The organism is Rubrivivax albus (assembly GCF_004016515.1).
In the GTDB taxonomy this organism is placed as follows: domain Bacteria; phylum Pseudomonadota; class Gammaproteobacteria; order Burkholderiales; family Burkholderiaceae_C; genus Rubrivivax; species Rubrivivax albus.
Genome location: NZ_SACT01000004.1, coordinates 92,473 through 118,665 on the forward strand (window position 1 = coordinate 92,473; position 26,193 = coordinate 118,665).

Consider the following 26,193-nt stretch of genomic DNA (forward strand, 5'->3'; position numbering starts at 1 on the left):
CACCCATGCCGCTGCGGGGACGCTGTCGGCCGGAGTCATCGTGAAGCTTCCTGTTCGCCTTTCGCTGGCGGCCGCGGCCTGCGGCAGCCTGATCTCGTCGTTCCCCCTGCATGCCCAGACGACCCCGCCGGTGGTGGTGGTCACGGCCGCGCGCGTGCCGCAGGCCGAGGACCAGTCGCCGCTGGAGCTGCGCGTGATCCCGCGCGAGCGCATCGCCGCCGCCGGTGCCGACGGCCTGGCACAGCTGCTGCAGCGCGAAGCCGGCCTGGAACTGGCCGCCAACGGTGGCCCCGGCCAGCCGGTGGGCTTGTTCCTGCGCGGCAGCAACGCCAACCACGTGGTGCTGCTGATCGACGGTGTGCGCGTCCATTCCGCCACCACCGGCACCAACGCCTTCGAGCACCTGGCGCCGGACCAGATCGAGCGCATCGAGGTGCTGCTCGGCCCGGCCAGCGGGCTCTACGGGGCCGACGCCATCGGCGGCGTGGTGCAGGTCTTCACGCGCCAGGCCGACGGGCTGGCGGTGGATCTGGGCGTGGGCAGCGAGGCCACGCGCCGCGCCGCCGTGCGCTGGGGCCGGGCCAGCGGCGCCACACGGATGTCGCTGGGCGCCTCGTGGCACGCCACCGATGCCGGCTCTGCCACCAACCCCGACAACCCCTTCTCCTACAACGCCGACCGCGACCCCTACCGCAATACCAGCGGCTTCGCGGTGCTGGAGCACGACCGCGCGCCCGGCCACACCCTGGCCGCGCGACTGACGCTGGCCGACACCCGTGCGCACTTCGACGCCGGCCCGGGCGTGGACGACCTCAACCGCCAGCGCCTGGCCACCCTCGCGCTGGAAAGCCGCGACCAGCTGGCCCCTGGCTGGACGAGCACGCTGCGGCTGGCGCGCGGGCAGGACAGCCTGCGCACCGACGGCAGCTTCCCCGGCAGTTTCCGCACCGAACAGGACCAGGCCAGCTGGCAGCACGCCGTCGCGCTGGCCGGCGGCGACGCCGTGGCCGGCGTGGAATGGCGGCGCGAGCAGGTGGACAGCGACACCGCCTTCACGCAGACCACGCGCCGCGTGGCCAGCCTGTTCGCCGGCTGGAGCGGGGACCTGGCCACCGGCCACCGCCTGCAGCTGGCGCTGCGCCATGACGACGATTCGCAGTTCGGCGGCCACGGTACCGGCAACCTGGGCTGGGCCTGGACGCTGGCGCCCGGTTGGCGCCTCACCGCCGCGGCCGGCACGGCCTTCAAGGCGCCGAGCTTCAACGACCTGTACTACCCGCTGCAGTTCGGCTACCAGGGCAACCCGGGCCTGGCGCCGGAGCGCTCGCGCAGCGGCGAGCTCGGCCTGCACCACCAGGCCGGCGCGTGGCGGCTGGACGCCACCGCCTTCGACAGCCGCATCCGCGACCTCATCGCCATCAACGACAGCTTCACCTCGGTGGACAACGTGGGCCGCGCGCGCATCCGCGGGCTGACGCTGCGCACGCGCTGGGCTGCCGGGCCCTGGGCCGCGCGTGCGGAGGCCACCTGGCAGACGCCGGAGAACGCCGACACCGGCGGCCGCCTGGTGCGCCGGGCCGGGCGCTTCGGCAGCGCCGGGCTGGAGTGGCGGGGTGGGGCCTGGCAGGCGGGCATCGAGGCGGTCGCCGTGGGCGCCCGCTTCAACGACGCGGCCAACACCGACACCCTGGCCGGCTACGGTCTGCTGAACCTGCAGGCACGCTGGGCGGTGGCGCCGCAATGGGCGCTCACGGCGCGCATCGACAACCTGGCCGACCGCGCCTATACCCTGGTGCGCGGCTACGACGCGCCAGGACGCAAGGCCGTGCTGGCGCTGCACTGGCAGATGGACTGACCGAGGGTCGGGCATGGGCCGCGCACTGCGCATCTGGACCGGACTGCTCGCCTTCGCGGCGGCGGCCTGGGCCGTGGCGCTGGCCAGCGGCTCGGTGGTCATCGACCCGCTGGCCCTGCCGGGCCTGCTGTTCACCCCCGACGCCTCGCCCGAGGCGGAAGTACTGCATGCGCTGCGCCTGCCGCGTACCGGCGCAGCCTTTGCCACCGGCGGCCTTCTAGCGCTGGCCGGTGCGCTGATGCAGGTGCTGCTGCGCAACCCGCTGGCCGACCCCTACGTGCTGGGCATCTCCGGCGGCGCCGCGGCGGGTGCACTGGCGGTGATGTGGCTCGGCCTGGGCCTGGGTGTGGGCGCCTGGGCGGTGCAGGCAGGCGCCTTTGGTGGTGCGCTGCTGACCATCGTGCTCGTGTTCGCGATCGCCCACCGCGACTTGGCGCGGCTGGCCGCGCCAGGCGCGCACGACACCGCGCCGCGCCTGCTGCTCACCGGCGTGATGCTGGCCGCCGGCTGGACGGCGGTGGTGACGCTGATGCTGTCGCTGGCGCCGGAGGCGCAGTTGCGCGGCATGCTGTTCTGGCTGGCGGGCGACCTGTCCGGTGCCGGGTCGCCGGGGTGGCCGCTGGCGGCGCTGGCGGTGCTGCTGGCGCTGGCCTGGCCGTTGGCCCGCCAGCTCAACGTGCTGTTGCGCGGGCCGCTGGCGGCGGCGTCGCTGGGGGTGAGGGTGATCGGGCTGCGGCGGTGGCTGTACCTGCTGGCCTCGGCCGCCGCGGCGGTGGCCGTCACCACCGCCGGCAGCGTGGGCTTCATCGGCCTGGTGGTGCCGCATGCGCTGCGCCTGCTGTTCGGCAACGACCAGCGTGTGCTGCTGCCGGGCTGTGTGCTCGCCGGTGGCAGCCTGCTGCTGCTGGCCGACACGCTGGCGCGCACGGTGGTGGCGCCCACGCAGCTGCCGGTGGGTGTGATCACCGCGCTGCTGGGCGTGCCCAGCTTCCTGGTGCTGCTGCTGCGGCACGGAGGGCGGCCATGATCGAGGTCGAACGGCTCGGTCTGATCGCTGGCGCGCGCACGCTGGTCGACACGCTGGACCTCACGTTGCTTCGCGGCCAGCTCTGGGCCGTCGTCGGCCCCAACGGCAGCGGCAAGACCACGCTGCTGCACACGCTGGCCGGGCTGCGCGCGCCCGACGCCGGCGCGCTGCGCCTGGGCGGGCGGCCCTACGCTGGCTGGCCACCCGGCGAGGCCGCCTGCCTGCGCGGCCTGCTGCCGCAGGCCCAGGTCGACAGCTTCGCCGCCAGCGTGCTGGACCTTGTGCTCATCGGCCGACACCCGCACCTGGCACGCTGGGCCTGGGAGGGCGAGGACGACCGCCGCATCGCCCGTGCCGCACTGGCGGCGGCGGACCTCGCCGGCTTCGACGACCGGGACGTGCTGACACTCTCCGGCGGCGAACGCCAGCGCGTGGCCATCGCCGCCCTGCTGGCGCAGGACCCGCTGGCGTTGCTGATGGACGAACCGCTGGCCCACCTGGACCTGCACCACCAGCTGCTGCTGCTGCGCCACCTGCAGGCGCTGGTCCAGGCGCAGGGGCGGCTGGTGGTGCTGTCGGTGCACGACCTGAACCTGGCGGCGCGTTTCGCGACCCATGCGCTGGTGCTCGGCCCGCGCGGCCACCACGCGGGGGCGGTGGCCGAGGTGATGACCGAACCCGTGCTGTCGGCCGCCTTCGGCCATGCGCTGCAGCGGGTGAACCTGGGGGGGCAATGGCTGTTCGTGCCGGCCTGACGCTGTGCGTCGCCGTCCTGCTGGCGCTGGCCACGGCGGCGCGCGCAGAGATCCGCCTTGTCGACGACGAAGGTGCCGCGCTGGTGCTGCCGGCGCCGGCGCAGCGCATCGTCAGCATCGCACCGCACCTGACCGAGCTGCTGTTCGCCGCCGGCGCCGGCAGCCGCGTGGTGGCGGTGTCGGACTGGAGCGACTACCCCGAGGCGGCACAACGCCTGCCGCGCATCGGCGACGCGGTGCGGCTGGATCTGGAGCGCATCGTCGCGCTGAAGCCCGACCTCGTGGTGGTCTGGGCCAACGGCAGCGCGCCGCAGCAGCTGGCGCGTCTGCGTGCCGCCGGTCTGCCGGTGTTCAGCAGCGCCGGGCGCGACCTAGCGCACATCGCGACGACGCTGCGCGCCTTTGGCCGCCTGGCCGGTACCGAGGCGGCGGCCGAGGCGCGCGCGGCCGCTTTCGAAGGTGAACTTGCGGCGCTGCGCACCACCTACGCCCAGCGCCCGCCGCTGCGTGTGGTCTACCAGATCTGGGCCGAGCCGCTGATGACCGTCAACGGCGCCCACCCCATCAGCGAGGCACTGGCCCTGTGCGGCGCGCGCAACGTCTTCGCCGACCTGCCGCAGCTGGTGCCGCAGGTGGCGGCCGAGGCGGTGCTGGCCGCACAGCCCGACGCCATCATCACCGGCCGCCTGGCCGCCGGCAAGCCCGATGGCCTGGACCGCTGGCGCCGCCTGCGCAGCCTGCAGGACACGGCGCTGCTGACGGTGAACCCCGACACCCTGCACCGCGCCACCGACCGCATGGCCGACGGCGTGCGCGAGCTCTGCGTCAGCCTGGAGGCGGTGCGAACGCGGCGTGCCGCTGGCGCACCGCGCTGAGGTCCAGGTCGGGCCAGCGCGCGGCCACCAGTGCCGTCACCTCCGCCTCCAGTGTGTGCAGGGCGGCAAATCCGATGTCCGGCGGCGTCATCAACGCGGCTTCGAGCCGGGCCGTGAAGGCCGGTGGCTTGCAGGCCATGCCGTCGACGAAGCGGCCCATGCGCTTGAACTGGAAGGTCGTGAAGTAGCAGCCGTTCAGGCCCGCCAGCGCCCCGAGCAGGCGGTGGGCGACCTGCACCTGCAGTTCGCGGCTCCAGACCAGGGCGTCGCGGTGCACGATCTGCGCGATGGCCCGCCAAGGGGTGAGCTGGCCCAGCCAGTGGGCGGCCATCGCGCGGCCCAGGGCCTCGGGAAAGTCGCGCACGCGCACTTGTGCCGCCGCAAGTGCGGCATGGCCCGCCAGCGGCTCGGCCTTGGCCACGCCTTCGCAGAGTTTGTGCAGCGGCGTGTCGGGGTCGTGCCGGAGCAGCACCTGGTCCAGTTCGGCCTCGAAGTTGGCGCGGCTGCCGTAGGCGATCTGCGTCTCGATGCCTTCGAGCCGGAAGGCCACCACGGCGCCGCTGCCGTCGAAGGCGCCGACCTGCCAGTGCCAGGGTTCGCCGCCGGCGCCGGCGCACGCGCGGCGCAGCGCTTCTTCCGGCGGCAGGGTCTCGAAGAGCAGGCTCATGTCGACGTCTGAGCGCGCGTCGGCCGCGTCCTCCACCGTGGAGCCCGAGACCAGGCCCAGCCAGGGCGACAGCGGCGCGTGGGCCTCGGCCACGCGGCGGGCCAGGCGGCGGCGGAGGTCGGAAGGGTCGTTCATCCCGCCAGTCTGAAGGCCGGACCCGCAGCCCGTGGGCCACATACGATGAAGCGCACTCTACGACGACGAACGACGGTGGCGGGCCGCCCAGCGCCAATGCGCGGGCGTGCACACGGACCTGTGCGGAGGGCGTGCCGGTGCCGTCAGTCCTCGTCCGCCCACCGGCGCAGCGGCCGCTGGAAGAACAGGTTGTTCGGCAGTTGCAGGCGGGTCAACGTCCCGTCCGGCCCGGTCTCCACCAGGGTGGTGTAGACGAGGTTGATGTCGTGCACTCGGCCCTTGAAGCCCGGCTTGTCGCCGGTCTCCAGCAGTTCCACCACATCGCCGGGGCGGAAGGCCCGGGTGATGAAGATCAGCAGCGTGCAGAACAGGTTGGACAGCACGCTCCAGGCGGCGAAGAAGGCCACTGCACCCACGGTGGCAAAGCCGGTGAAGGCCGTCCACAGCACGTGGCTGGACACCCCCATGCGTTCCAGCGACCACAGCAGCGCACCGAGATAGACCACCAGCGCGATCACGCGCCGTGCCACCACCACCAGCATGGCCGGCAGGGCGTACGCGCGGGCCAGCCTGGCCAGCAGGCCACGCACCAGGCGCATCAGCAGCCAGGCGGCCAGGAGGATGGCGATCACCTGCGTGCCGACCACCAGGGTCTCGACGCCGTCGCCAGCCCAGGCGGGCAGGCGGGCCACGATCAGGTCCAGGTACTTGTCCATGGGGCCGGATGATGCCGCGGCCGGCGCGTCGGCGCAGGCCGTCACGGTGATGCAGGGCGGCGAGAAGGTCTTGCTCAGTCCGCCAGCAGCTGCCGCAGCACGAACGGCAGGATGCCGCCGTGGCGCAGGTAGTCGGCCTCCACCGGCGTGTCCACGCGCAGCGTCACGGTCCGCTCGCGCCGGCTGCCGTCGGCGGTGGTGACCACCAGCGTGGCGTCGGACTGCGGCGTCAGCGCCGGGTCGACCAGGATGGCGATGGTCTCCTCGCCGGTCAGGCCCAGCGCCTGCCAGCTGTCGCCGGCCTTGAACTGCAGCGGCAGCACGCCCATGCCCACCAGGTTGCTGCGGTGGATGCGCTCGAAGCTTCGGGCCACCACGGCCTTGATGCCCAGCAGCATCGTGCCCTTGGCCGCCCAGTCGCGGCTGGAGCCGGTGCCGTACTCCTCGCCGGCGAAGACCACGGTGGGTACACCGGCGGCCTGGTAGCGCATCGCGGCGTCGAAGATCGTGGTCGTGCTGCCCTGGTCCGGCCCGTCGAGCATCCAGCGGGTGAAGCCGCCTTCCACCGGCTGGCCGTCCGGCCCGGGCGGCAGCATCAGGTTCTTCACGCGCACGTTGGCGAAGGTGCCGCGCATCATCACGTCGTGGTTGCCGCGGCGCGCGCCATAGCTGTTGAAGTCCGGCGGCTGCACGCCCCTGGACACCAGGTACTGCCCGGCCGGCGTGGCCGACTTGAAGCTGCCCGCGGGGCTGATGTGGTCGGTGGTGATGCTGTCGCCGAACAGCGCCATGATGCGCGCGCCGTGCACGCTGGGCACCACCGGCGGCGGCGTCAGCGCAAAGCCGTCGAAGAACGGTGGCTCGGCGATGTAGGTGCTGTCGGGCCAGGTGTAGACCTCGCCGGTGACGCCCTTGATCTTCTGCCACAGCGCGCCCGGCTCGGTGGCCACGCGGGCGTAGTTGCTGCGGAAGGCCTTGGGGTCCATGGCCTGCTTCATCAGCGCGTGGACCTCGTCGCTCGTCGGCCAGATGTCGCCCAGGTACACCGGCTTGCCGCGCTTGCCCGTGCCCACCGGCTCGGTCATCAGGTCCGTCGTCATGCGCCCTGCGATGGCGTAGGCCACCACCAGCGGCGGGCTGGCGAGGAAGTTGGCGCGCAGGTTGGGGTGGATGCGCGCCTCGAAGTTGCGGTTGCCCGACAGCACCGCCGCACCCACCACGTCGTGCGCGGTGATCGCGGCGTTGTACTCGGGCGCGATGTCGCCGGCATTGCCGATGCAGGTGGTGCAGCCGTAGGCCGCGACGTTGAAGCCCAGCTTTTCCAGGTAGGGCAGCAGGCCGCTGCGCTGCAGGTACTCGGTGACGATGCGCGAGCCCGGCGCCAGCGAGGTCTTCACCTGCGGCGCCACCTTCAGCCCGGCTTCCACGGCCTTCTTCGCCAGCAGGCCGGCGGCCAGCATCACGCCCGGGTTGCTGGTGTTGGTGCAGCTGGTGATGGCGGCGATCATCACGTCGCCATGCTGCACCGGGGACGCCGGCACCTGCGCGCGTTCGCCGAAGTTCGTGGCGAAGGCGGACTTGACGTCCCCGATCTCGATGCGGTCCTGCGGCCGCTTCGGCCCGGCCAGGCTGGGCGCCACGCTGCCCAGGTCCAGGCGGATCACGCGCGTGTAGTCCACGTCGGCCGCGTCCGGCACGCCGAACAGGCCCTGGGCGCGGAAGTAGGCCTCGAAGGCTTCCACCTCCGGGGTGCTGCGGCCGGTGCCGCGGAAGTAGTCCACCGTTTTGTCGTCGACGGGGAAGAAGCCCATCGTGGCGCCGTACTCAGGCGCCATGTTGGCGATGGTGGCGCGGTCGGGCACGGCCAGCGAGCGCGTGCCCTCGCCGCAGAACTCCACGAAGGCGCCCACCACCTTCTCGCGGCGCAGGATCTCGGTGACGGTGAGCACCAGGTCGGTGGCGGTGACGCCTTCACGCAGGCGGCCTGTGAGTTCGAACCCCACCACGTCGGGCGTCAGGAAGTACACCGGCTGGCCCAGCATCGCGGCCTCGGCCTCGATGCCGCCCACGCCCCAGCCCACCACGCCGATGCCGTTGATCATCGTCGTGTGGCTGTCGGTGCCCACCAGGGTGTCCGGGTAGGCCACGCCGTCCTTCGTGCGGTGCACGCCGCGCGCCAGGTACTCCAGGTTCACCTGGTGCACGATGCCGAAGCCCGGCGGCACGACCTTGAAGGTGTCGAAGGCCTGCATGCCCCACTTCATGAACTGGTAGCGCTCGCGGTTGCGCTGGAACTCCAGCTTCATGTTCAGGTCCAGCGCGCGCTTGCTGGCGAAGTGGTCGATCATCACGCTGTGGTCCACCACCAGGTCCACAGGCACCAGCGGTTCGATGCGCCGGGGCGCCTTGCCCAGCCGCTGCGCCGCGCTGCGCATGGCGGCCAGGTCGGCCAACAGCGGCACGCCGGTGAAGTCCTGCAGCACCACGCGAGAGACCACGAACGGGATCTCCTCGGTGCGCGGCGCGTTGGCTTGCCAGTTGGCCACCTGCTCGACGTGGGCGGCGGTGATGCGCTGCCCGTCGCAGTGGCGCAGCACGCTCTCCAGCACGATGCGCATCGCGTGCGGCAGCCGCCTGATGTTGGGGTGCCGGCGCGCCAGCGCGGGCAGCGACCAGGCCTTCAGCGTGCGGCCGGAGGCGGTGGAGAACGGCTTCAGGGTCTTGAGGTAGGGGTGCATGGCGGGTTCCTTTGGCGGTGAGAATGACACATGCCCGAGACCCTGCTCAAGACCCTGCACCTGTTGTCGTTGTTCGTCTGGATCGGCGGCATGGTGTTTGCCCACTTCTTCCTGCGCCCGTCGCTGGCGGTGCTGGAGCCGCCGCAGCGGCTGGCGCTGATGACGGCGGTGCTGGGCCGCTTCTTCCGTGCCGTGACCGTGGCCGCGCCGCTGGCCTGGCTCAGCGGCGCGCTGCTGATCGGCCGGGCGGCGCAGGCGGTGGCCGCCAGCGGGGGCAGCCTGCAGCTGCCGCTGTACTGGCACCTGATGGCCGGCGGCGGCACACTGATGCTGGCGGTGTACGCATGGATCCGGCTGGTGCCGTACCGGGCGCTGGTGGCCGCGGTGGGTCAGGGCAACGGGCCTGCCGGCGCCGCTGCGCTGGCCCGTGTGCGCACAGCGGTGGCGTTCAACCTGGGGCTGGGCACGGCGATCCTGCTGACCGCGCTGATGCGCTGGCCCGCGTAGCTCCACTGCGATGGACCAGCGCCTGGCGATCCTGGTGAATCCTGCCCGGCGTGCCGCACAGCGAAGCCGAGGACGTGAGAGGGTGAGAGGCCATCCCGCATGCCCCCTCATCCCCGCCAAGCGGACCGACTCGTCGTTGAAAATGCTCACCATAGCGCGAGCCATGGCTGTGCTTTGCGCCTGGATTCGGACCACCTGGCGCGTCTGCTCGGGCACGCCGGATGGCCTTTCACCCTCTGAGTCGTATACCCCATACGGTCCTTCGGGACGTCGCTGGTGGCAGAGGGTAGGCTGGTGCGCGGTGAGTCACTGGCTGATCGCCGGAGGATTCCGATGACCTACAGCCCGGACGGGCGCCGTGGCGCGTCCTCGCCATGCAACGGGCCAGGGTCGTGGCCGCACTTCGCCGGCCGGTGCGCGCGAGCCTGCGCCAGGCTTCACAGGCGCTCAGTGCGTGCTCTGGCCCTGGACGGCGAACAACCAGCCCTCGGCCATGGCCGCGGCCACCACTGCCATGCCGCCGAAGCGCTCGACCAGGTCCGCCGCACTGGCCAGGTCGCCGGTGTCCAGGTGCTCGGCCAGGCTTAGCCAGTCGGCCCACGGACCACCACGAGACTCGAGTGCGAGGCGGGCCTGCGGGTGCAGCGGCATCGCTGTGAGCACGTCGGCCATCGGGGCGCGGAGCAGCGCTGGCAACATGGATGCCAGCCCCAGTGTGAACAGGGCCCCAGGGACGGGTTCGCCCCGCTGCTGGGCCAGGCGCTCGAAGAGCCTGGCACGTGCGAGGGTCATCGACTGCAGTGCCTGCATGGCGAGTGACGGCGGCGCCGTCAGCACCAGCAACTGACTGACCGACCCGTAGAGGGCGTTGCGCCCGAGCAGCGCCACGGCCTGTTCGATGGACCCCAAGGTCTGCGTCGACGCCATCGCTGCCGCGTTGATGCGTGCCAGCAGTCGTGTGCTGAGTGCGACATCCGACTTGACGGTGGCCACGACCTCCGCCGTGTCTGCATCGGCGGCCAGCCTTGCCAGCAGCTGCAGCAAGGGCCGGGCCTGTGGCGGCAGCGCGCCGCCGGGTTGCGGTGTCCTGTCACCTTCGAGCCGGCCGGCCGCGTAGGCGATGCCGGCCGCGAGCACGGCTTCCATGGCCCCCAGGTCCGGCACGTCGAGCGCGACCAGTGGCACCTTCGGATGGCGCGTGCGCGCCAGGCGCAGTGCCTTCAGGAGTTCGACCGGGTCGTGGGCCTCAGGCAGCACCAGGAAGTCCGGGCGGGTGCCGGCCAGGGCGGGGGGCGGGCTGTCGTCACGCCATCCAATGGCTACACCCCGGGCCTTCCAGGCAGCCCGCAGCGCAGCGGGGTCGGCGTCTGCCGGCAGGTCGCCGACCAGCGCGAACAGCATGCGTGGAGCCAGTGCGTCCAGCGGCGCCGTGGCCAACCTCGCCGCAGGCAGCTCGCACAGTGCGACGCGGCCGTCCTGGGTGCTCAGGCGCATGGCGGCCAGCAGGCCGGAAATGGGTGCAAGGCGGGCACGGGCGCTGGCCTGGGTGCGTGCAGGCCGGGTGGGCAGGCGGAACTCGAACCCGGCGATGCGGCCGTTCGCCGACACCAGCGGTCGCTGCGCACCCGTGAGCCCGGTCGCGTCGCCAGCCGGCGCCGCCGCAGCCCTTGTGGACGGGGGTGCCGTCGCAGGCACCCGGCGCGTGGCCGGAGCATCACCGGGCGCCGCCGACCCCCGGCCGAACAGTCGCGACCACAGGCCCGTCATGTTGCGTCGACCCTCATCGCTGCCGCTTCCAGGCCTCGTAGCGCGTGCGGTGGGCCTCGTTGGGCGGGTACAGGCCCGGCAGCTCGGCGCCGGCCTGCACCTCCTGCATGATCCAGGCCTCCAGTCGCTCCTGCTCCACGGCCTCGTCCACCACGGTCTCCAGCAACGCCGCCGGGATCAGCACGGCGCCGTCGTCGTCGGCCACCACCACGTCGTTGGGGAAGACGGCCACGCCACCGCAGCCCACCGGCTCCTGCCAGCCGACGAAGGTCAGACCGGCCACCGACGGTGGCGCGGCCGTGCCCTGGCACCACACCGGCAGGCGCGAGGCCAGCACGCCGGGGATGTCGCGCACCACGCCGTCGGTGACGAGGCCGGCGACCTCGCGCCGCGCCATGCGTGCGCACAGGATGTCGCCGAAGATGCCGGCATCGGTGACGCCCATGGCGCCGACCACGGCGATCACGCCCGGTGGCATGGCCTCGATGGCCGCGCGGGTGGAGATGGGGCTGCCCCAGGACGCCGGCGTGGCCAGGTCCTCGCGCGCCGGCACGAAGCGCAGCGTGAACGCGCGCCCGATCCGCCGGCCCTGGCCGGGCGCCAGCGGCCGCGTGCCGCGCATCCACACGTTGCGCAGGCCCTTCTTCAGCAGCACGGTGGTGAGCGTGGCGGTGCAGACGTGCTGCAGCGCGCCGACGATGGTGGGCGACAGGGGTTGCACGTCGACAGTGTTCATGCGCAGACCTTTCATCCGAACCAGAGTCGCCACAGGGCCACCAGCACGTGGCCCCAGATCAGGATGTTCGTGCCCAGCATGGCGAACACGCCGGTGAGGTTCCACAGCAGTTTCGCCCGCCGCGCGCAGGCTTCCTCGCCGGTGGCGGCGTAGAGCACGATGTAGAGCACCGACGGCGCGAAGCTGCCGACCACCAGCACGCCCATGACCCAGTAGAAGACGACCATGGGGCCTGATTCTGGCAGGGCCGCAAACCGCTGCGCCGGCGCGGCTGTCCCACGGCCTCGCAGAGCTCGGCCGCTTCGCCAGGCGCAGACCAGTCCGCAGGGACTGTTCTGCGTCCGGGCTCAGCCGAAGCTGTCGGACATCAGGGCGCGGAACCAGGTGTCCATGTCCTCGAAGTTCCCGCGCGACCAGCCGTTCGACGCGGCCGACGACGCCGGCACCGCCGCCATCGCCCGGGTGGCGGCGTCGTACTGGAACACCGCGGTCAGCCACGAGGCCTGGGTCATCGTGATGGTGGAGAAGCAGGCCGAGTTGGTCACCGGCGCCGGGTCGGGCGCCGTGCCGCCGAAGGCACGCAGCAAGGCATCGGCGCAGACCTTGGCCTCCTGGTTGCCGATGTGGCCGGCCTTGGGCTGCGTGGTGGCGCTGCTGTCGCCGATCACGTGCACGGCCGGTGCCGCGGTGCTGGCGTAGCTGAGCACGTCCACCGGCGCGAAACGCCCGCCATTCGCGGTGGCCAGGCCGGCGTCGGTGACGATGCGGCCGGCGCGCTGGCGCGGAATCAGGTTGACCACATCGGCCGTCACCTGCCCCTGGTTCGTGTGCAGCGTCATGCCGGCCGCATCCACGCTGTCGATGCTGACGCCGGGCCGGTACTCCAGCACGTCCGCGTGCAGGCCGTAGAAGGCGGCGGAGAAGTTGTCCTGCTCGACGATGATGTCCGGGTTGGCGTCCAGCACCAGCAGCCGCGCGCCGGGCTTGTTGGCGCGCAGCCAGTCGGCCAGCAAGCAGGCGCGTTCGTAGGGGCCGGGCGGGCAGCGGTACGGCGTGGGTGGAATCGTCAGCACCACCGTGCCGCTGGCCGGAAGCGCGGCCAGATGCTGCGCCAGCAGCGTGGTCTGCGGCCCGGCCTGCCAGGCGTGCGGCATGCGGTTGTCGTCGTAGCCCGGGGGCGGCTCGAAGGCGATGCCCGGGGCCAGCACCACGCGGTCGGCCTGCAGCGTGCCGCCGCCGGCCAGCGTGACGCTGGGCGCGGCCGCGTCCACCGCCACCACCTCGTCGACCACCAGGTTCACGCCCAGCGCGGCCAGCGCACTGCGCGAGTAGGTCAGGCTCGACAGGCTGCGCTGGCCGGTGAGCACCAGGCTGCTCATGATGTTGGAGACGTAGGTCGGCGCACGGTCCACCAGGGTCACGTCGACGCGGCGGCGGCCCCACAGCTTGAGGTAGCGGGCCAGCGTGTTGCCGGCCATGCCGCCGCCGACGACGACCACGCGGCCGTTGGCGGTGGCGGTGGCGGCGCGGCCCACGCCCAGGCTGGCGGCCAGCAGCGCGCCACCGGTGGCGCGCAGGAGTTGTCTGCGATGCATGGTCGTCCTCCTTCAGCGCTGGCGCGCCAGGTAGCGCGCAATGGCCATCAGCTGCGCGTCGGTGTAGCCGCGCGCGTGCGCAGCCATCAGGCCGTCGCCTTCCTCGCCCGACTGGAACTCCTTCAGGTCCTTGTAGAGCTCGCGCGCGGACTTGCCGGCGATGTCGTCGAAGCCCGGGCCGCGGCCGTTGGTGCCGTGGCACTGGTAGCAGTTGGACGCCAGCAGCCGGCCGGCGGGGGGCTTGGCCGCCAGAGCCGTGGCCGGCAGCATGGCCGCGGCCACGCACAGCGCGGCCAGGGCAGTGGGTGGGGAGGTTCTGCAGATCGACATGGCGTTCTCCTGGCGGGACGACCCGGCGGGTCGGCGACAGCGCCACACTTGGGCGGAGATCTGAAGCTCGGCTGAAGACGGCGCGTGCGACGGTGGCCAGCCTTGCGTTGGCGCAAGGTCTGGTGGTGCCGGCGTACCATCGACCCGCCACCGATCGACTACCCATGGCCACCCCCTTCCTCAACATCAACGACGTGCCCCAGGCCATCCAGCTGGCACTGGGCCCGGCCTTCCTGCTCACCGGCATTGCCGGCATGCTCAACGTGATGGCCGGGCGGCTGGCCCGCATCATCGACCGCGGCCGCCGACTCACCGAATCCGGCGCCGTGAGCCCCGAGCTGCTGGCAGCGCTGCAGGTGGAGATCCAGGGGCTGGACCGCCGGCGCTACCTGGCCAGCGCCGCCATCACCGGCTGCACGCTGGCGGCGCTGCTGGTGTGCATGGTGATCGCGGCGCTGTTCCTCGAGACCTTCCTCGACGCACCGCTGCACGGGCTGGTGGGTCTGTTGTTCACCAGCGCCACGGTGGCGCTGGTGGTGGGCCTGGCCTACTTCCTGCGCGAGGTGCACCTGGCGACGACGATCCGCATCGTCGGCGCGCGCCCGGAAGGCTGACGGTCAGGGTCCGTCGTCGCCCAACGCTTCCATCGCCCGCGTCTCCCAGTTCAGCACCGCGCGCCGCAGCGTCATGCGCGGGGCCAGATCGGGGTCGTGTCGGCGGATGGCGTCGGCCGCGAAGCGGGCCAGGAAGCGGCACTTCAGCACCGCACGGGCGCGGTCGACGCCGATCTGCTCGTACGGCACCGAGGTGAGCAGCAGGAAGCCGTCGTCGGGGATGCGGCCGGCCTCCATGTTGGCGCGCACGATGCCCGCGGCCTGCAGGATGGGGCCTTCGAGGTTGGGGCTGTACGGGCCGACGATGAGCGCCAGGTTGGGCGTGTGCAGCCAGTCGAAGCCGCGGCCCACGCAGAGCATCCATTCGCGGTGCTCGATGTCCAGCGCGCGGGCGCCGGCGGCGCGCTGCTGCCGCGTCTCGGCGATGTGCGCCAGGTTGCCGCGCAGCAGCGGCAGCAGGTCGCCGCGCATGGCCGCGGGCATGCCGGGCAGCAGGGCGGCCAGGCGCTGCGGCAGGCCGGCAGCGTCGTCTGGCGTCAGTTCGGCCAGCGCCAGCGAGGCGCCGTCCTCGCCGTGCAGCACCAGCGCGTCCTCGTCGGTCTCGAAGCCGCAGACCAGCGGGAAGATGGTCGGCACGTTGCCGCCGCCGAACAGTGCACGCACCTGCTCGCGGATCTGGAAGGTGTGGGCGCGCGCGTCGTCGGTGCGGTAGTGGAAGCCGGCGCAGCCGCGTGCCGGGTCACCCTTCGAGAAGTGGTAGGTGATCATCACCAGCCCGGCGCGGCCGGCGGCGACCACCTTGTCCACGTGCGCCACGAGCGTCTCGCCCAGGTGCGGCCAGCCGAGGTCGAAGATGCCGCCCAGGTTGCGGAAGGGCTGGATGATGCCCGGCGGCGTCTGCGTGGCCACGGGGATGTTGATGCGCCCGTCCATGCACTTGAGCACCATGATCGCCGTGGGGTGCTGCGCCAGGTGGCGCTGGCGGGCCAGCCAGGCGCCTGGGCTGGCGAAGGTTTCGGCGTGGCGGCGGGCGAGGTCGAAGACCCAGTCGATGCGCTCGCCGATCGGCGCCAGCGCGATGTGGTCGGGGATCGTGCGTTGCGGCATGCGGCGCGAGCATGCCGGCCCGCGCCGCTGCCTTCAAGCGGGGATCAGCCGATGTCCACCGGCACGAAGATCTGCTGCCCGTCGCGCGAGACCAGCAACGCCACGTGCTTCGGATGCTTCGCGAGCACCTCGCGCACCTGTTCCACGCCCTTGACCGGTTGGCCGTTGATGGCCAGCAGCACGTCGCCCGGCTGGATGCCGGCGAGTTGCGCCGGGCCGCCCACGCCCTCGACCACCAGGCCGTGGTCCACACCGGCCTCGCGCCGTTCCTGGCGGTCCAGCGGGCGCACCTGCAGGCCCAGGCGTTCGCCGTCGGCGGCGGCGGTCTGCGTCGCCCGGTCGACGTCGGCACGGCCCAGGCGCACCGTGACGTCGTGGGCGGCCTTGTCGCGCCACACGGTCAGCGCGACCTGGTCGCCCGGCTTGGCCAGGCCGATGCGCGAGGACAGGTCACCGGCCACGCGCACCGGCTGGCCGTCGATGGCGGTGATCACGTCGCCCGCCTTCAGCTCGGCCTTCGCCGCCGCCGTGTCGGGGGCCACGCGGGAGACCAGCGCGCCGTCGGGCGCCTTCAGGCCGAAGGACTCGGCCAGCGGGGCCGACAGGTCCTGAAGCATCACGCCCAGGCGGGCGTGCTCGACCTTGCCGGTGGACACGATCTGGTCGCGCACCTTCAGCGCCACGTCGATCGGGATCGCGAAGGCGAGGCCGGCGAAGCCGCCGCTCGGCGAGTAGATCTGCGCGTTGATGCCCACGACGCGGCCGGCGGCGTCGAACAGCGGGCCGCCGGAGTTGCCCGGGTTCACCGCCGCGTCGGTCTGAAGGAAGGGCACGAAGCTGTCGCCAGGCAGCGAACGGCCCTTGGCGCTGACGATGCCCTGGGTGGCCGTCTGCTCGAAGCCGTAGGGCGCGCCGATGGCGAGCACGCGGTCGCCCACCTGCACGTCCTGCGCCTCGCCCAGGGCCACCACCGGCAGGCCGGCGGCGTCGATCTTCAGCACCGCGATGTCGGTGGCCGGGTCGCTGCCCAGCACCTTGGCGTCGAACTCGCGCCGGTCCTGCAGCTTGACGGTGACGCGCTGCGCGTCGCGCACCACGTGGGCGTTGGTCAGCACCAGGCCGTCGGCGCTGACGATGAAGCCCGAGCCCTGGCCGCGGAACGGCTGTTCGGACCGGGGCCCCATGTCGGGCATGCGCCAGCCGGGGATGCCCTGGAAGAAGCGGAAGAACGGGTCGTCGGGGCGCATGGCCGGGCCGTCGCGCATCGACGCGTCGCGCAGGCCGCTCACCGTGATGCCCACCACCGCCGGCCCGGCGCGCTGCACGATGGCGCGCCAGTCGGGCGCGGCGGTGCCGGCGACGGCGGGCAGGGCGGACGCGGTGTGGGACGGGGTGGCCGTGGCCACCGCCACCGTGGACGTGGTGGCCGAGCCTCGGCCCATCCAGCTGGGCAGGGACCAGGCCTGCGCCGCGCTGGCGCCCAGGCCGGCGATGACGAGGGCGGCCGCGGCAGCGATACCGTTGCGTTGGAGGGTGTTCATGCGGGACTCCTTGCGTGTGACGTGGCCGGATCGGCCATGGCGCCACTCTGGGCCGCGCACATGAGCGCTGCGTGAGGCGAAGATGAAGCGGAAATTAGGCGGCCGAGGCGGCGACTGGCGGGCGCGGCGGCGTCAGCGGCAGCCGCAGTTCGGCGCGCAGCCCGCTGCCTGGTGCGTCGTCCAGCCGCACCTGCCCGCCATGGTGCAGCGCCACCGCGCGCACGATGGCCAGGCCCAGCCCGCTGCCGTCGGCGCCGCCGGGCTGCAGGCGGTGGAAGCGCTCGAACACGGCGTTACGCTGGTCGGCCGGCAGGCCCGGGCCGTGGTCGTCCACGCGCAGCACGGCCACGTCGCCGTCGACCGTGGCGCCGAGCGTCACCTGCGGGGCAGTGCCGGGCGTGGCGCCGTACTTCAGCGCGTTCTCCAGCAGGTTGCGCACGGCGCTGCGCAGGCCCTCGGCATCGCCGGTCATCGGCAGCGTGGGCGGCAGGTGCAGCGTCAGCATGGCCCCGGTGGCGCGCACGCGGGGGGCGGCATCGTCGGCGGCGCCGCGGGCCACCGCGGCCAGGTCCAGCGGCGCCATCGCGCCGGCCGCGCCGGGTTCGCTGCGCGCCAGCGCCAGCAGCTGCTGCACCAGGCGCGTGGCACGGTCCACGCCGGCGCCCAGGCGCTGCAGCGCCTGTTCGCGCTCGGCCGGGTCGTCCACCGCGGCGCGCAGCACGTCCACCTGCAGCTTCAGCGCCGTCAGCGGCGTGCGCAGTTCATGGGCGGCGTCGGCCACGAAGGCCTGCTGGGCGGCAAAGGCCTCGCCCAGCCGCGCCAGCAGGGCGTTGAAGGCCTGCACCATCGGCCGCAGTTCGGCCGGCAGGCCGGCTTCGGGCAGCGGCGCCAGCGCGTCGGCCCGGCGCGCCCCGGCGGCTTGCACCACCGCGTTCAGCGGCGCCAGCGACACGCCCAGCAGCCACCACAGCGCCGCCGCCACCAGCGGCGTGGCCGCGGCCACCGGCCACACGCTGCGCCAGGCGGCGGCCTCGGCCAGGCGGCGGCGCACCGCCAGCGGCTGCGCCACCTGGATCACGCGCAGCGGCGTGGCCGCGCCGTAGGCTCGCCAGGGTGCGCCGGCCACCTGCACGTCGGCATGGCCCAGCACGGTGCGCGGCGGCAGGGTCACGCGCGGCCCGCTGCTGTAGACGGCCACCCCATCGAGCGACCAGATCTGCACCACCACCTCCAGCGCCGGGTCGGCCAGCGCCGCCTGCGCGTCCGGGTCGATGCGGCCCTGGTCGCGCAGGCTCAGCGCCATCTGGCGCAGCTGGTAGTCGAACAGCGCGTCGGCCTCCGCACGCACGTTGCGGTAGGTGGCGCCGGCCAGCGCCAGTGCCGCGGCCAGCAGCAGCAGGGCCACGAAGGCGAACAGGCGGGTGCGCAGCGAGGCCAGGGGCAGCGTCAAGGTTCCGTCCTCGGCCCGCGCAGCCCGGTCAGCTCTGCTTGGCCGGCCCGGCGTAGTAACCCAGGCCGCGCACGGTGTGTAGCAGGTCGTCGCCGATCTTGCGCCGCAGCTGGTGCACGTAGACGCTCACCGCGTTGCTCTCCACCTCCTCGCCCCAGCCGTAGAGCCGGTCCTCGAGCTGGGCGCGCGAGAGGATGGCGCCCGGCCGCTCCAGCAGCGCCTGCAGCAGCGCGAACTCGCGCGCCGACAGCAGGATGGGGCGGCCGTCGCGGCTGACCTCGCGCGTGGCTGGGTCCAGGCGCAGGCCGGCCACGACCAGCACCGGCGTGGCGCGGCCGCCGGCGCGGCGCTGCGCGGCGCGCAGGCGGGCGAGCAGCTCGTCGAGCTCGAAGGGCTTGACCAGGTAGTCGTCGGCGCCGGCGTCGAGGCCGGCCACCTTGTCGGCCAGCGCGTCGCGGGCGGTGAGCACGATCACCGGCGTGGCGTCGCCGCGGCCGCGCAGCGTGCGCAGCACCGTCAGGCCGTCGCGCTGCGGCAGGCCCAGGTCCAGCAGCACGGCGTCGAAGCGCTCGCTGGCCAGGGCGGCGTCGGCGGCGCGGCCGTCGCGCACCCAGTCGGCGGCAAAGCCCTGCTGGCGCAGCGCGGCCCGCAGGCTCTCGCCGACCATGGCGTCGTCTTCCACCAGCAGGATGCGCATGGCGGCATCGTAGCCGCCGGCGAAGGCGCGGCGGTCAGCGCGGTGCCGGGGATTCGTCCACGCGCCGGGCCGTGAAGGTCACCGGCCGCGGGCTGCCGAAGCCGCCATCGATCTCCAGCCGGAAGTCCAGCGTGCGGCCGTCGGCGCCGAGTTCGGCGGCGTAACGCTGCGTGGGCCGCCGCGTCTCGCTGCCCATCGACGACTCGCTGCGCGTCTCGAAGTGCAGGTTGCTGCCGTCGAAGCGCAGCTGCTCGATCGCACGCGGGTGGCGCAGGAAGCTGGCGGTGCCGGCCCACTGGCCGGCATGGCGGCGGAACTCGAAGCGTTCCGGGTGGCGATCGCCCCAGTCGTAGGTGACCTCGGCCTGCCAGACGCCGGCCAGGCGCGCCGCCAGGGCTGCGTCGTCGGGGGCGCCCGAGCCCGTGCCCCAGCGGCACCAGAGCCCCACCGCCAGGGCCGCCGCCACGGCCCCACCCAGCGCCCACGGCCAGACGGCCCGCCGTGCCGGGGCCAGGCCCAGCGCGGCGACGAGGCGGTCGACGTCGGCGTCCCAGTGCACGTCGCCCAGCGTCATCGCGTTGCGGCGCGCCAGCGCAGCCAGTGGTGCGGGCAGCGCGTCGGCCGTCGGCATCGTGGCGCTGGGCAGCAGCACGGGCACCACCGGCACGCCGCTGGCCAGGGCCTCGAGTACCTCGATGTGCACGAAGTCGGCCGGGTCGTCGATGCGCCGCGCCCCATGGGCGCCCGCGCCGTCGCCGGCCCAGCGCGGGCCGATCAGCACCACCACCGCGCGCGCTTGCGCCAGCTGGGCGCGGATCTCGCTCACGAAGTCGGCCCCGGGGGCGATGTCGTCGAGGTCGCGGAAGGCTGTGCCGCGGCCCAGGCGCTGTTCCAGTGCGTCTTCCAGGCGGCCTGCGTAGCCGGCCACGTCATCGCGACGGTAGGACAGGAAGACGCGCGCAGGTCGGCTCATCGGGGGTTCCCTAGGGCAACGGGCAGTGCATCCACCACTGGTGCAGCGGCTGGCGCATGAAGCCGGCACGCTGCAACGCCTGGCCGCCCAGAGCGTCGGGCAGCAGTGGCGGTATGGAAACGGCCTGTGCCGGATGCGCGGCACGCAGCATGCGGGCCAGAGCCTCGGCGTCGGTCTGCTCCGGGGAGTTGTCGACCAGGCAGCGGATGAGGCGCCGGCCGTCCGGCCCGTCGCCGTGCACCAGCAACGCGTGGCCCCGCTGCCATGCCGACCAGCCGGCGGCGGCGGCCAGCATCCTGGCGCTGAGCTGCAGCGGAAGGTCGAGCCCCTTGCCCTCGGCCGCGTCGAGCCAGGCCAGCGCCTCGGCGCGGCCCATGGCCGGCGGCGCTGCTGCCGGCGGGCCATCCAGGGGTGGCGCGTCGTGGCCATGCAGGTCGGTCACATGCACGAAGCCCAGCCGTTCGTACAGGCGCACCGCGCGCGGGTTCTGCGCGAAGACCTCCAGTTCCAGGCCACGCTGCCCGGCAGCGCTGGCTCGGGCGGCGAGGTCGTGCAACAGCGCCGGCGCGTCGCCCTGGCCGCGTGCCGCGGGTACGGCGCCCATGGTGGCCAGGCGCCAGCGGCGGCGCCGCGGACGCTCGGCCACGAGGGCAAAGGCCCTCGGCTGGCCGTCTGCGCCGAGGGTGACACGGCTCAGGGACAGCGCCACCCCCTGGCGGGCCAGGAAGGAAGGCCAATGCGACGCGGCGAGCTTGAACGGGCCGGCCACGTAGTCGGCGAAGGCCGCGGTGAAGGCCGCGTGCAGGGCCGCGGGCTGGACGGTGTCGGCGGGGACCAGGTAGGGCCCGGGGTGGCGTGACGGCATCAGTCGTCGGTGTCGCCCGGGCGGGGCCGGTACCTGGCCAGCCACGCGGGCGTGAAGTCGAAGCGGTCGGCGGCGAAGGTGGCCGCCAGGCACAGGCCGTTGGCGCCGTCGGCCCACAGCGTGAGGTACTGCCACTGGCCACCGCGGTGCAGCAGCACCACCTGGGCCGGCACGCCACCGCCTCGCCGGTACAGCGGGTAGCGCGACTGGGCCGCGGTGTCGAAGAGGCGGCTGTCGGCGGCATCCAGCACGGCGCGGGCGGTGGTGGCCGGCACCCGCAGCGGCGGGCTGCCCGCCACGCAACTGGGCAGTTCGAGGTCCGGCGGCGCGGCTCCCGACGGCAACGAGGCCAGGCCCGTGGCCACGCCGAACACCAGGCCGGCCAGGGGCAGGCGCATGGCGGTCTCCTTCAGCGGTTCTTGTGGGTCCATCGTAGGCCGACACCGCGCGGCCGGCATGGCGGATTGCCCGGTGTCGGGCGGGGTCAGGTGGTTCCTCCTCCTCCGGCTCCGCCGCTCTCGAGGACCCGTGCCATGGACGACGCACCGGCCTCCGCAGCGGCCCAACAGGGCGTGCACCGCGTGGCCTGCGCGCCGCACGGGTCGGCCCCCGCTGCAGCCGGTCGGCCCCTGGACACGGTTCGTCGTGCGTCGTCGTCGCCGGCCGGTGTGCCCGCCTAGCATGCGGGGATGCGTGGTCCCATCGCGGCGTCACTCGGCACGGTGCTGGCCTTGGCGGTCTGGCCGCTGTCGGCCGCACGCGGCCCCGCCGAGCCCCCCGTGGTGTCCCTGCCGGCCCTGGAGCAGGCCGTGACCGAGGGCCTGCGCCGCACCGGTGTGCCCGGGGCGAGCGTGGTCGTCATCGAAGGCGGGCAGGTGGTGCTGGCCCTGGACCTGGGGCAGGCGGACATCGCCAGCGGCCGCGCCGTGACGGCGGAGACGGTGTTCCGCGCCGGCTCGATCAGCAAGACCTTCACCGCGGTGGCCGTCATGCAGCTGGTGGAGGGTGGCCAGCTGGCCCTGGACAGCCCGATGTCCGGGCTGCTGCCGGAGTGGGCGGTCGAGCGCATCGCCGATCCGGCCCGCCCCATCCGGCTGGCGCACCTGCTGGAGCACACGGCGGGCCTGGACGACATCCGTTTCCACCACTACCTGATCGAAGGGGCCGACATCCCGCTGGCGCGCGCGGTCGACCTGTTCGGTCCCTACCGCGCGCGCTGGCGCCCGGGCGACGGCACGGCCTACAGCAACGCCGGCCCCATCGTCGCCGGTCGGGTGATCGAGCGGCGAGGCGGCCAGCCGTTCGAGGCCTACATGGCACAGCGCGTCACCGGCCCGCTGCGCATGGACTCGGCGCGCTGGGTGCGCGACCCGGCGCAGGCACGCCGTCTGGCCACCAGCTACCAGGCCGACGGGCGCACGCCGGAGCCCTATGTCGAGACGCCGGGGCGGCCCAGCGGCTCGATCAGCCTCACGGCGCGCGACCTGGCGCGGCTGCCGCTGATGTTCCTCGGCCGCGGTGAGTTGAACGGGCAGCGGCTGCTGTCGCCGGCCTCGGTCGAACGCATGGAGCGCCCAGACACCTCGGCCGCGGCGCGCCGGGGCGTGCCCATTGGCTGGGGCCTGGCGCTGCGCGCCGATCCGAACGGCCGCGCCGTCTTCCTCGGCCACGACGGCAGCATTGACGGCTTCGTGGCCCGCTTCGCCTACGCCCCGGCGCTGGGTGCGGGCTACGTGATCATGGCCAACCAGGTGTCCGAGGCGGTGCTGGACCTCGGCCGGCTGGTCCGCGGCTACCTCGAGCGCGACCTGCCGCCGCCCGCACCGCAGGCCGTGCCGTTGGACCCGTCCCAGCGCGAGCGCTGGGCCGGCCAGTACCAGAGCGCCACGCCGCGCCAGGAACTGCTGCGTGCCGTGATCGGCCTGACCCAGTGGGACGGGGCGCGTTTCGACGGCGACGAGCTGATGTACCAGGGCGAGCGCTGGCTTCACGTCGGGCAAGGGCGCTTCCAGCGACCGGGCGCGGCGGCGCCGGCGCTGCTGTTCATCGAGAGCCCGAACGGCGTGGAACTGCACGGCCACGACGGCGCGAAGCGGCGCGTCGGCGATGCTGAGCGGTGGACCAAGGTCGCCGGCATCGTCCTGACGCTGGCGGTGCTGCTGGCTGGCCTGCTGGCGCTGCCCTTCTGGGCGTGGGCGGCCTGGCGGGGCCACCTGTCGCGGGTTGGCGGCGCCGCTCCACGCCTGTGGCCGATGGCGGCCCTGGCGGGGGCCGTGGCGGTGCCGCTCGGGGTGCTGACCCTGCTGTCCACCGGTGACTTCATGCTCCTGGGGCGGCCCAACCCCTGGAGTCGGGCGATCCAGGCGGCCTCCTGTGCCGCGCCGGTGGTGCTGGGCGTGGCCGCCAGCGCGCTGTGGCGCCACCGCGCCGCGCCCCTGGGCCGTGCGGCACGCACACTGGCCCTGTTGCACCTGGCGATGGCCGGCGTGGTGCTGGCCTGGCTGGCGGTGCATGGCTGGATCGGCATCCGCCTGTGGGATGCGTGAGCGGACCCCGCGAACAGAACGCAAATCGGCCCGCCGAAGCGGGCCGTCTCGTTCAGGGCTCCAGGATCAGACCGTCACGCCCTTGGCCACCTCCGCGTACTCCTCGATCTGATCGAAGTTCATGTAGCGGTAGGTGTCGGCGGCATCCTTGTTGATGATGCCCATGGCTTCCTGGTACTCGGCCACGGTGGGCAGCTTGCCCAGCTTGCTCGCGATGGCCGCCAGTTCCGCGGAGGCCAGGAACACGTTGGTGTTCTTGCCCAGGCGGTTGGGGAAGTTGCGCGTGCTGGTCGACACGACGGTAGCGCCTTCGCGCACCTGGGCCTGGTTGCCCATGCACAGGCTGCAGCCGGGCATCTCGGTGCGCGCACCGGCGGTGCCGAAGGCCGCGTAGTGGCCTTCCTTGATCAGCTCGCTCTGGTCCATCTTGGTCGGCGGGGCCACCCACAGCTTGACCGGGATGTCGCGCTGGCCGCCCAGCAGCTTGGCCGCGGCGCGGAAGTGGCCGATGTTGGTCATGCAGCTGCCGATGAAGGCCTCGTCGATCTTGGTGCCGGCCACGTCACTCAGCAGCTTGGCGTCGTCCGGGTCGTTGGGGCAGCAGAGCACCGGCTCCTTGAGCTCGTTCAGGTCGATCTCGATGACAGCGGCGTACTCGGCGTCCTTGTCGGCCTCCAGCAGCTCGGGCTTGGCCAGCCAGGCCTCGACCTTCTCGATGCGGCGGGCCAGCGTCTTCGCGTCCTCGTAGCCGTCGGCGATCATGTTCTTCATCAGCACGACGTTGCTCTTCAGGTACTCGATGATCGGTTCCTGGTTGAGCTTGATCGTGCAGCCGGCGGCGCTGCGCTCGGCACTCGCGTCACTGAGCTCGAAGGCCTGTTCCACCTTCAGGTCCGGCAGGCCCTCGATCTCGAGGATGCGGCCACTGAAGATGTTCTTCTTGCCGGCCTTGGCCACCGTGAGAAGCCCCGCCTTGATGGCGGCGTACGGGATGGCGTGCACCAGGTCGCGCAGCGTCACGCCCGGCTGCATCGTGCCCTTGAAGCGCACGAGCACGCTCTCGGGCATGTCCAGCGGCATCACGCCGGTGGCCGCACCGAAGGCCACCAGGCCGGAACCGGCCGGGAAGCTGATGCCGATGGGGAAGCGCGTGTGGCTGTCGCCTCCAGTTCCGACGGTGTCGGGCAGCAGCAGGCGGTTCAGCCAGCTGTGGATGACGCCGTCACCCGGGCGCAGCGCCACGCCGCCGCGGTTGCTGATGAAGGCCGGCAGCTCGCGGTGCGTCTTCACGTCCACCGGCTTCGGGTAGGCCGCGGTGTGGCAGAAGCTCTGCATCACCAGGTCGGCGCTGAAGCCCAGGCAGGCCAGGTCCTTCAGCTCGTCGCGCGTCATCGGGCCGGTGGTGTCCTGGCTGCCCACGGTGGTCATGCGCGGCTCGCAGTAGGTGCCCGGGCGCACGCCCTGGCCCTCGGGCAGGCCGCAGGCGCGGCCCACCATCTTCTGCGCCAGCGTGAAGCCGGCGGTCGTGGCCGCGGGGGGCTGCGGCAGACGGAACAGCGTGCTCGCCGGCAGGCCCAGGGCCTCGCGCGCCTTGGCCGTCAGGCTGCGGCCGATGATCAGGTTGATGCGGCCGCCGGCGCGCACCTCGTCGAGGATCACGTCGCTCTTCAGGCTGAACTCGGCGACGGTGGCGCCATTCTTCGTGATCTTGCCGTCGTACGGCAGCACCTCGATCACGTCACCCATCTCGAGCTTGGAGACGTCCACCTCGATGGGCAGCGCGCCGGAGTCTTCCTGCGTGTTGAAGAAGATCGGCGCGATCTTGCCGCCCAGCGTGACGCCGCCGAAGCGCTTGTTGGGCACGAAGGGGATGTCCTGGCCGGTGGCCCAGATGACGCTGTTGGTGGCGCTCTTGCGGCTGGAGCCGGTGCCCACCACGTCGCCCACGTAGGCCACCAGGTGGCCCTTCTGCTTCAGGTCCTCGATGAACTGCATCGGGCCGCGCTTGCCGTCCTCCTCGGGCTTGAACGCCGCGTCGGGCCGCGTGTTCTTCAGCATCGCCAGGTAGTGCAGCGGGATGTCCGGGCGGCTCCAGGCGTCGGGCGCGGGGCTGAGGTCGTCGGTGTTGGTCTCGCCGGGCACCTTGAAGACGGTGACGGTGATCGACTTCGGCACCTCCGGGCGGCTGGTGAACCACTCGGCGTCGGCCCAGCTCTGCATCACTTCCTTGGCCTTGGCGTTGCCGGCCTTGGCCTTGGCGGCGACGTCGTTGAAGAAGTCGAACATCAGCAGGGTCTTCTTCAGGCCCTCGGCGGCGAGGGGTGCGACGTCCGCATCGTCGAGCAGTTCGATCAGCGGGTGCACGTTGTAGCCGCCCACCATGGTGCCCAGCAGTTCGGTGGCCTTGGCCTTGCTGACCAGGCCGACGCTCAGGTCGCCATGCGCCACGGCGGCCAGGAAGCTGGCCTTGACCTTGGCCGCGTCGTCCACGCCCGGCGGCACGCGGTGGGTCAGCAGGTCCATCAGGAAGGCCTCTTCACCGGCCGGCGGGGCCTTGATGAGCTCAATCAGTTCGGCGACCTGCTTGGCGTCGAGCGGCAGCGGCGGGATGCCGAGCGCGGCGCGTTCGGCGGCATGTTGGCGGTAGGCTTGCAGCATGGTGGGCTCCAGGGAAATCTTCGGCAGATGCGGGGGAGA

Annotated in this window: 23 protein-coding genes; 7 read left to right on the forward strand and 16 right to left on the reverse strand. The window is 73.0% G+C overall.

Going from position 1 to position 26,193, the window contains the following annotated elements; genetic code table 11:
• The first annotated feature begins 40 nt into the window (after positions 1-40).
• Genes ENE75_RS13520 through ENE75_RS13535 form a run of 4 tightly spaced genes read left to right on the forward strand, consistent with a single transcriptional unit; the run spans position 41 to position 4,512 of the window.
• Positions 41-1,855 carry a TonB-dependent receptor domain-containing protein gene (locus ENE75_RS13520; protein ID WP_158288942.1) on the forward strand — a complete coding sequence of 605 codons (1,815 nt, stop codon included), beginning with the start codon at positions 41-43 and terminating at the stop codon, positions 1,853-1,855.
• Positions 1,856-1,868: 13 nt separating this feature from the next.
• Complete coding sequence (locus ENE75_RS13525) at positions 1,869-2,882, forward strand: FecCD family ABC transporter permease (RefSeq protein ID WP_128198854.1); 1,014 nt, start codon at positions 1,869-1,871, stop codon at positions 2,880-2,882.
• Complete coding sequence (locus ENE75_RS13530; RefSeq protein ID WP_128198855.1) at positions 2,879-3,637, forward strand: ABC transporter ATP-binding protein; 759 nt, start codon at positions 2,879-2,881, stop codon at positions 3,635-3,637. Before ENE75_RS13525 ends, ENE75_RS13530 begins: the two co-directional genes overlap by 4 nt.
• Entirely contained in the window at positions 3,616-4,512 is an 897-nt protein-coding gene (locus ENE75_RS13535) for a cobalamin-binding protein (protein WP_128198856.1), read from the forward strand. Before ENE75_RS13530 ends, ENE75_RS13535 begins: the two co-directional genes overlap by 22 nt.
• On the opposite strand, the gene ENE75_RS13540 is transcribed toward ENE75_RS13535, so the two are convergent.
• The 3 genes from ENE75_RS13540 to acnA all read right to left on the reverse strand — a co-directional run bounded on the left by ENE75_RS13540 (position 4,463) and on the right by acnA (position 8,768).
• Positions 4,463-5,314 carry a hypothetical protein gene (locus ENE75_RS13540; protein WP_128198857.1) on the reverse strand — a complete coding sequence of 284 codons (852 nt, stop codon included), beginning with the start codon at positions 5,312-5,314 and terminating at the stop codon, positions 4,463-4,465. The genes ENE75_RS13535 and ENE75_RS13540 overlap by 50 nt on opposite strands.
• 143 nt (positions 5,315-5,457) lie before the next feature.
• Entirely contained in the window at positions 5,458-6,030 is a 573-nt protein-coding gene (locus tag ENE75_RS13545) for a mechanosensitive ion channel family protein (RefSeq protein ID WP_128198858.1), read from the reverse strand.
• A 74-nt stretch (positions 6,031-6,104) separates the two neighbouring features.
• Entirely contained in the window at positions 6,105-8,768 is a 2,664-nt protein-coding gene (acnA, locus tag ENE75_RS13550) for an aconitate hydratase AcnA (RefSeq protein WP_128198859.1), read from the reverse strand.
• A 30-nt stretch (positions 8,769-8,798) separates the two neighbouring features.
• Here acnA and ENE75_RS13555 point away from each other — a divergent pair, with 30 nt between their 5' ends.
• The gene (locus tag ENE75_RS13555; protein ID WP_128198860.1) at positions 8,799-9,275 is read left to right on the forward strand and encodes a hypothetical protein; all 477 of its coding nucleotides are present in this window, start codon (positions 8,799-8,801) and stop codon (positions 9,273-9,275) included.
• Between the two features lie 447 nt (positions 9,276-9,722).
• Here the strand turns inward: ENE75_RS13555 and ENE75_RS13560 are convergent, their stop codons facing one another.
• The 5 genes from ENE75_RS13560 to ENE75_RS13580 all read right to left on the reverse strand — a co-directional run bounded on the left by ENE75_RS13560 (position 9,723) and on the right by ENE75_RS13580 (position 13,703).
• The gene (locus tag ENE75_RS13560) at positions 9,723-10,883 is read right to left on the reverse strand and encodes an HDOD domain-containing protein (protein WP_158288943.1); all 1,161 of its coding nucleotides are present in this window, start codon (positions 10,881-10,883) and stop codon (positions 9,723-9,725) included.
• A gap of 172 nt (positions 10,884-11,055) precedes the next feature.
• Entirely contained in the window at positions 11,056-11,778 is a 723-nt protein-coding gene (locus ENE75_RS13565) for a ribonuclease activity regulator RraA (RefSeq protein ID WP_128198862.1), read from the reverse strand.
• Between the two features lie 11 nt (positions 11,779-11,789).
• Entirely contained in the window at positions 11,790-12,005 is a 216-nt protein-coding gene (locus tag ENE75_RS13570; RefSeq protein ID WP_128198863.1) for a hypothetical protein, read from the reverse strand.
• A gap of 120 nt (positions 12,006-12,125) precedes the next feature.
• Positions 12,126-13,373, reverse strand: coding sequence for an FAD-dependent oxidoreductase (locus ENE75_RS13575; protein ID WP_128198864.1), 1,248 nt, complete (start codon positions 13,371-13,373; stop codon positions 12,126-12,128).
• Between the two features lie 12 nt (positions 13,374-13,385).
• Positions 13,386-13,703 (reverse strand): c-type cytochrome, encoded by a 318-nt coding sequence (locus ENE75_RS13580; RefSeq protein ID WP_128198865.1) that lies wholly within the window; start codon positions 13,701-13,703, stop codon positions 13,386-13,388.
• Between the two features lie 164 nt (positions 13,704-13,867).
• Here ENE75_RS13580 and ENE75_RS13585 point away from each other — a divergent pair, with 164 nt between their 5' ends.
• Positions 13,868-14,317, forward strand: a complete 450-nt coding sequence (locus tag ENE75_RS13585; protein ID WP_128198866.1) for a DUF2721 domain-containing protein — start codon at positions 13,868-13,870, stop codon at positions 14,315-14,317.
• A gap of 3 nt (positions 14,318-14,320) precedes the next feature.
• Here the strand turns inward: ENE75_RS13585 and ENE75_RS13590 are convergent, their stop codons facing one another.
• The 7 genes from ENE75_RS13590 to ENE75_RS13620 all read right to left on the reverse strand — a co-directional run bounded on the left by ENE75_RS13590 (position 14,321) and on the right by ENE75_RS13620 (position 21,348).
• A complete protein-coding gene (locus tag ENE75_RS13590) occupies positions 14,321-15,424 on the reverse strand; it encodes a hypothetical protein (RefSeq protein ID WP_128198867.1) in 1,104 nt (367 codons plus the stop codon).
• A 44-nt stretch (positions 15,425-15,468) separates the two neighbouring features.
• Positions 15,469-16,965, reverse strand: a complete 1,497-nt coding sequence (locus ENE75_RS13595) for a DegQ family serine endoprotease (protein ID WP_128198868.1) — start codon at positions 16,963-16,965, stop codon at positions 15,469-15,471.
• Positions 16,966-17,059: 94 nt separating this feature from the next.
• Positions 17,060-18,415: an ATP-binding protein gene (locus ENE75_RS25715; RefSeq protein ID WP_310733633.1), complete on the reverse strand. Its 1,356-nt coding sequence runs from the start codon at positions 18,413-18,415 to the stop codon at positions 17,060-17,062.
• Positions 18,416-18,443: 28 nt separating this feature from the next.
• Positions 18,444-19,112, reverse strand: coding sequence for a response regulator transcription factor (locus ENE75_RS13605; protein WP_128198869.1), 669 nt, complete (start codon positions 19,110-19,112; stop codon positions 18,444-18,446).
• A gap of 34 nt (positions 19,113-19,146) precedes the next feature.
• Positions 19,147-20,085: a toll/interleukin-1 receptor domain-containing protein gene (locus ENE75_RS13610; protein WP_128198870.1), complete on the reverse strand. Its 939-nt coding sequence runs from the start codon at positions 20,083-20,085 to the stop codon at positions 19,147-19,149.
• Positions 20,086-20,095: 10 nt separating this feature from the next.
• Positions 20,096-20,950 carry a GNAT family N-acetyltransferase gene (locus ENE75_RS13615; protein WP_128198871.1) on the reverse strand — a complete coding sequence of 285 codons (855 nt, stop codon included), beginning with the start codon at positions 20,948-20,950 and terminating at the stop codon, positions 20,096-20,098.
• Complete coding sequence (locus ENE75_RS13620; protein ID WP_128198872.1) at positions 20,950-21,348, reverse strand: hypothetical protein; 399 nt, start codon at positions 21,346-21,348, stop codon at positions 20,950-20,952. The genes ENE75_RS13615 and ENE75_RS13620 overlap by 1 nt, the downstream gene beginning before the upstream one ends.
• Positions 21,349-21,639: 291 nt before the next feature.
• On the opposite strand from ENE75_RS13620, the gene ENE75_RS13625 reads away from it, so the two are divergent.
• Complete coding sequence (locus ENE75_RS13625) at positions 21,640-23,496, forward strand: serine hydrolase domain-containing protein (RefSeq protein ID WP_128198873.1); 1,857 nt, start codon at positions 21,640-21,642, stop codon at positions 23,494-23,496.
• A 66-nt stretch (positions 23,497-23,562) separates the two neighbouring features.
• Here ENE75_RS13625 and acnB read toward each other — a convergent pair whose 3' ends face one another.
• Complete coding sequence (acnB, locus tag ENE75_RS13630; RefSeq protein WP_128198874.1) at positions 23,563-26,154, reverse strand: bifunctional aconitate hydratase 2/2-methylisocitrate dehydratase; 2,592 nt, start codon at positions 26,152-26,154, stop codon at positions 23,563-23,565.
• Between the last annotated feature and the right edge of the window lie 39 nt (positions 26,155-26,193).

Bases quoted from the DNA above. Each gene is read 5' to 3' on its own strand.
- ENE75_RS13625 (WP_128198873.1), top strand. From the start codon at position 21,640: ATGCGTGGTCCCATCGCGGCGTCACTCGGCACGGTGCTGGCCTTGGCG.
- ENE75_RS13565 (WP_128198862.1), bottom strand. From the start codon at position 11,778: ATGAACACTGTCGACGTGCAACCCCTGTCGCCCACCATCGTCGGCGCG.
- ENE75_RS13620 (WP_128198872.1), bottom strand. From the start codon at position 21,348: ATGCGCCTGCCCCTGGCCGGCCTGGTGTTCGGCGTGGCCACGGGCCTG.
- ENE75_RS13580 (WP_128198865.1), bottom strand. From the start codon at position 13,703: ATGTCGATCTGCAGAACCTCCCCACCCACTGCCCTGGCCGCGCTGTGC.
- ENE75_RS13585 (WP_128198866.1), top strand. From the start codon at position 13,868: ATGGCCACCCCCTTCCTCAACATCAACGACGTGCCCCAGGCCATCCAG.
- ENE75_RS13540 (WP_128198857.1), bottom strand. From the start codon at position 5,314: ATGAACGACCCTTCCGACCTCCGCCGCCGCCTGGCCCGCCGCGTGGCC.
- ENE75_RS13570 (WP_128198863.1), bottom strand. From the start codon at position 12,005: ATGGTCGTCTTCTACTGGGTCATGGGCGTGCTGGTGGTCGGCAGCTTC.
- ENE75_RS13595 (WP_128198868.1), bottom strand. From the start codon at position 16,965: ATGAACACCCTCCAACGCAACGGTATCGCTGCCGCGGCCGCCCTCGTC.
- ENE75_RS13615 (WP_128198871.1), bottom strand. From the start codon at position 20,950: ATGCCGTCACGCCACCCCGGGCCCTACCTGGTCCCCGCCGACACCGTC.
- ENE75_RS13535 (WP_128198856.1), top strand. From the start codon at position 3,616: ATGGCTGTTCGTGCCGGCCTGACGCTGTGCGTCGCCGTCCTGCTGGCG.
- ENE75_RS13530 (WP_128198855.1), top strand. From the start codon at position 2,879: ATGATCGAGGTCGAACGGCTCGGTCTGATCGCTGGCGCGCGCACGCTG.
- ENE75_RS13545 (WP_128198858.1), bottom strand. From the start codon at position 6,030: ATGGACAAGTACCTGGACCTGATCGTGGCCCGCCTGCCCGCCTGGGCT.
- ENE75_RS13610 (WP_128198870.1), bottom strand. From the start codon at position 20,085: ATGAGCCGACCTGCGCGCGTCTTCCTGTCCTACCGTCGCGATGACGTG.
- acnA (WP_128198859.1), bottom strand. From the start codon at position 8,768: ATGCACCCCTACCTCAAGACCCTGAAGCCGTTCTCCACCGCCTCCGGC.
- ENE75_RS13555 (WP_128198860.1), top strand. From the start codon at position 8,799: ATGCCCGAGACCCTGCTCAAGACCCTGCACCTGTTGTCGTTGTTCGTC.
- ENE75_RS13525 (WP_128198854.1), top strand. From the start codon at position 1,869: ATGGGCCGCGCACTGCGCATCTGGACCGGACTGCTCGCCTTCGCGGCG.
- ENE75_RS13605 (WP_128198869.1), bottom strand. From the start codon at position 19,112: ATGCGCATCCTGCTGGTGGAAGACGACGCCATGGTCGGCGAGAGCCTG.
- acnB (WP_128198874.1), bottom strand. From the start codon at position 26,154: ATGCTGCAAGCCTACCGCCAACATGCCGCCGAACGCGCCGCGCTCGGC.
- ENE75_RS13590 (WP_128198867.1), bottom strand. From the start codon at position 15,424: ATGCCGCAACGCACGATCCCCGACCACATCGCGCTGGCGCCGATCGGC.
- ENE75_RS13575 (WP_128198864.1), bottom strand. From the start codon at position 13,373: ATGCATCGCAGACAACTCCTGCGCGCCACCGGTGGCGCGCTGCTGGCC.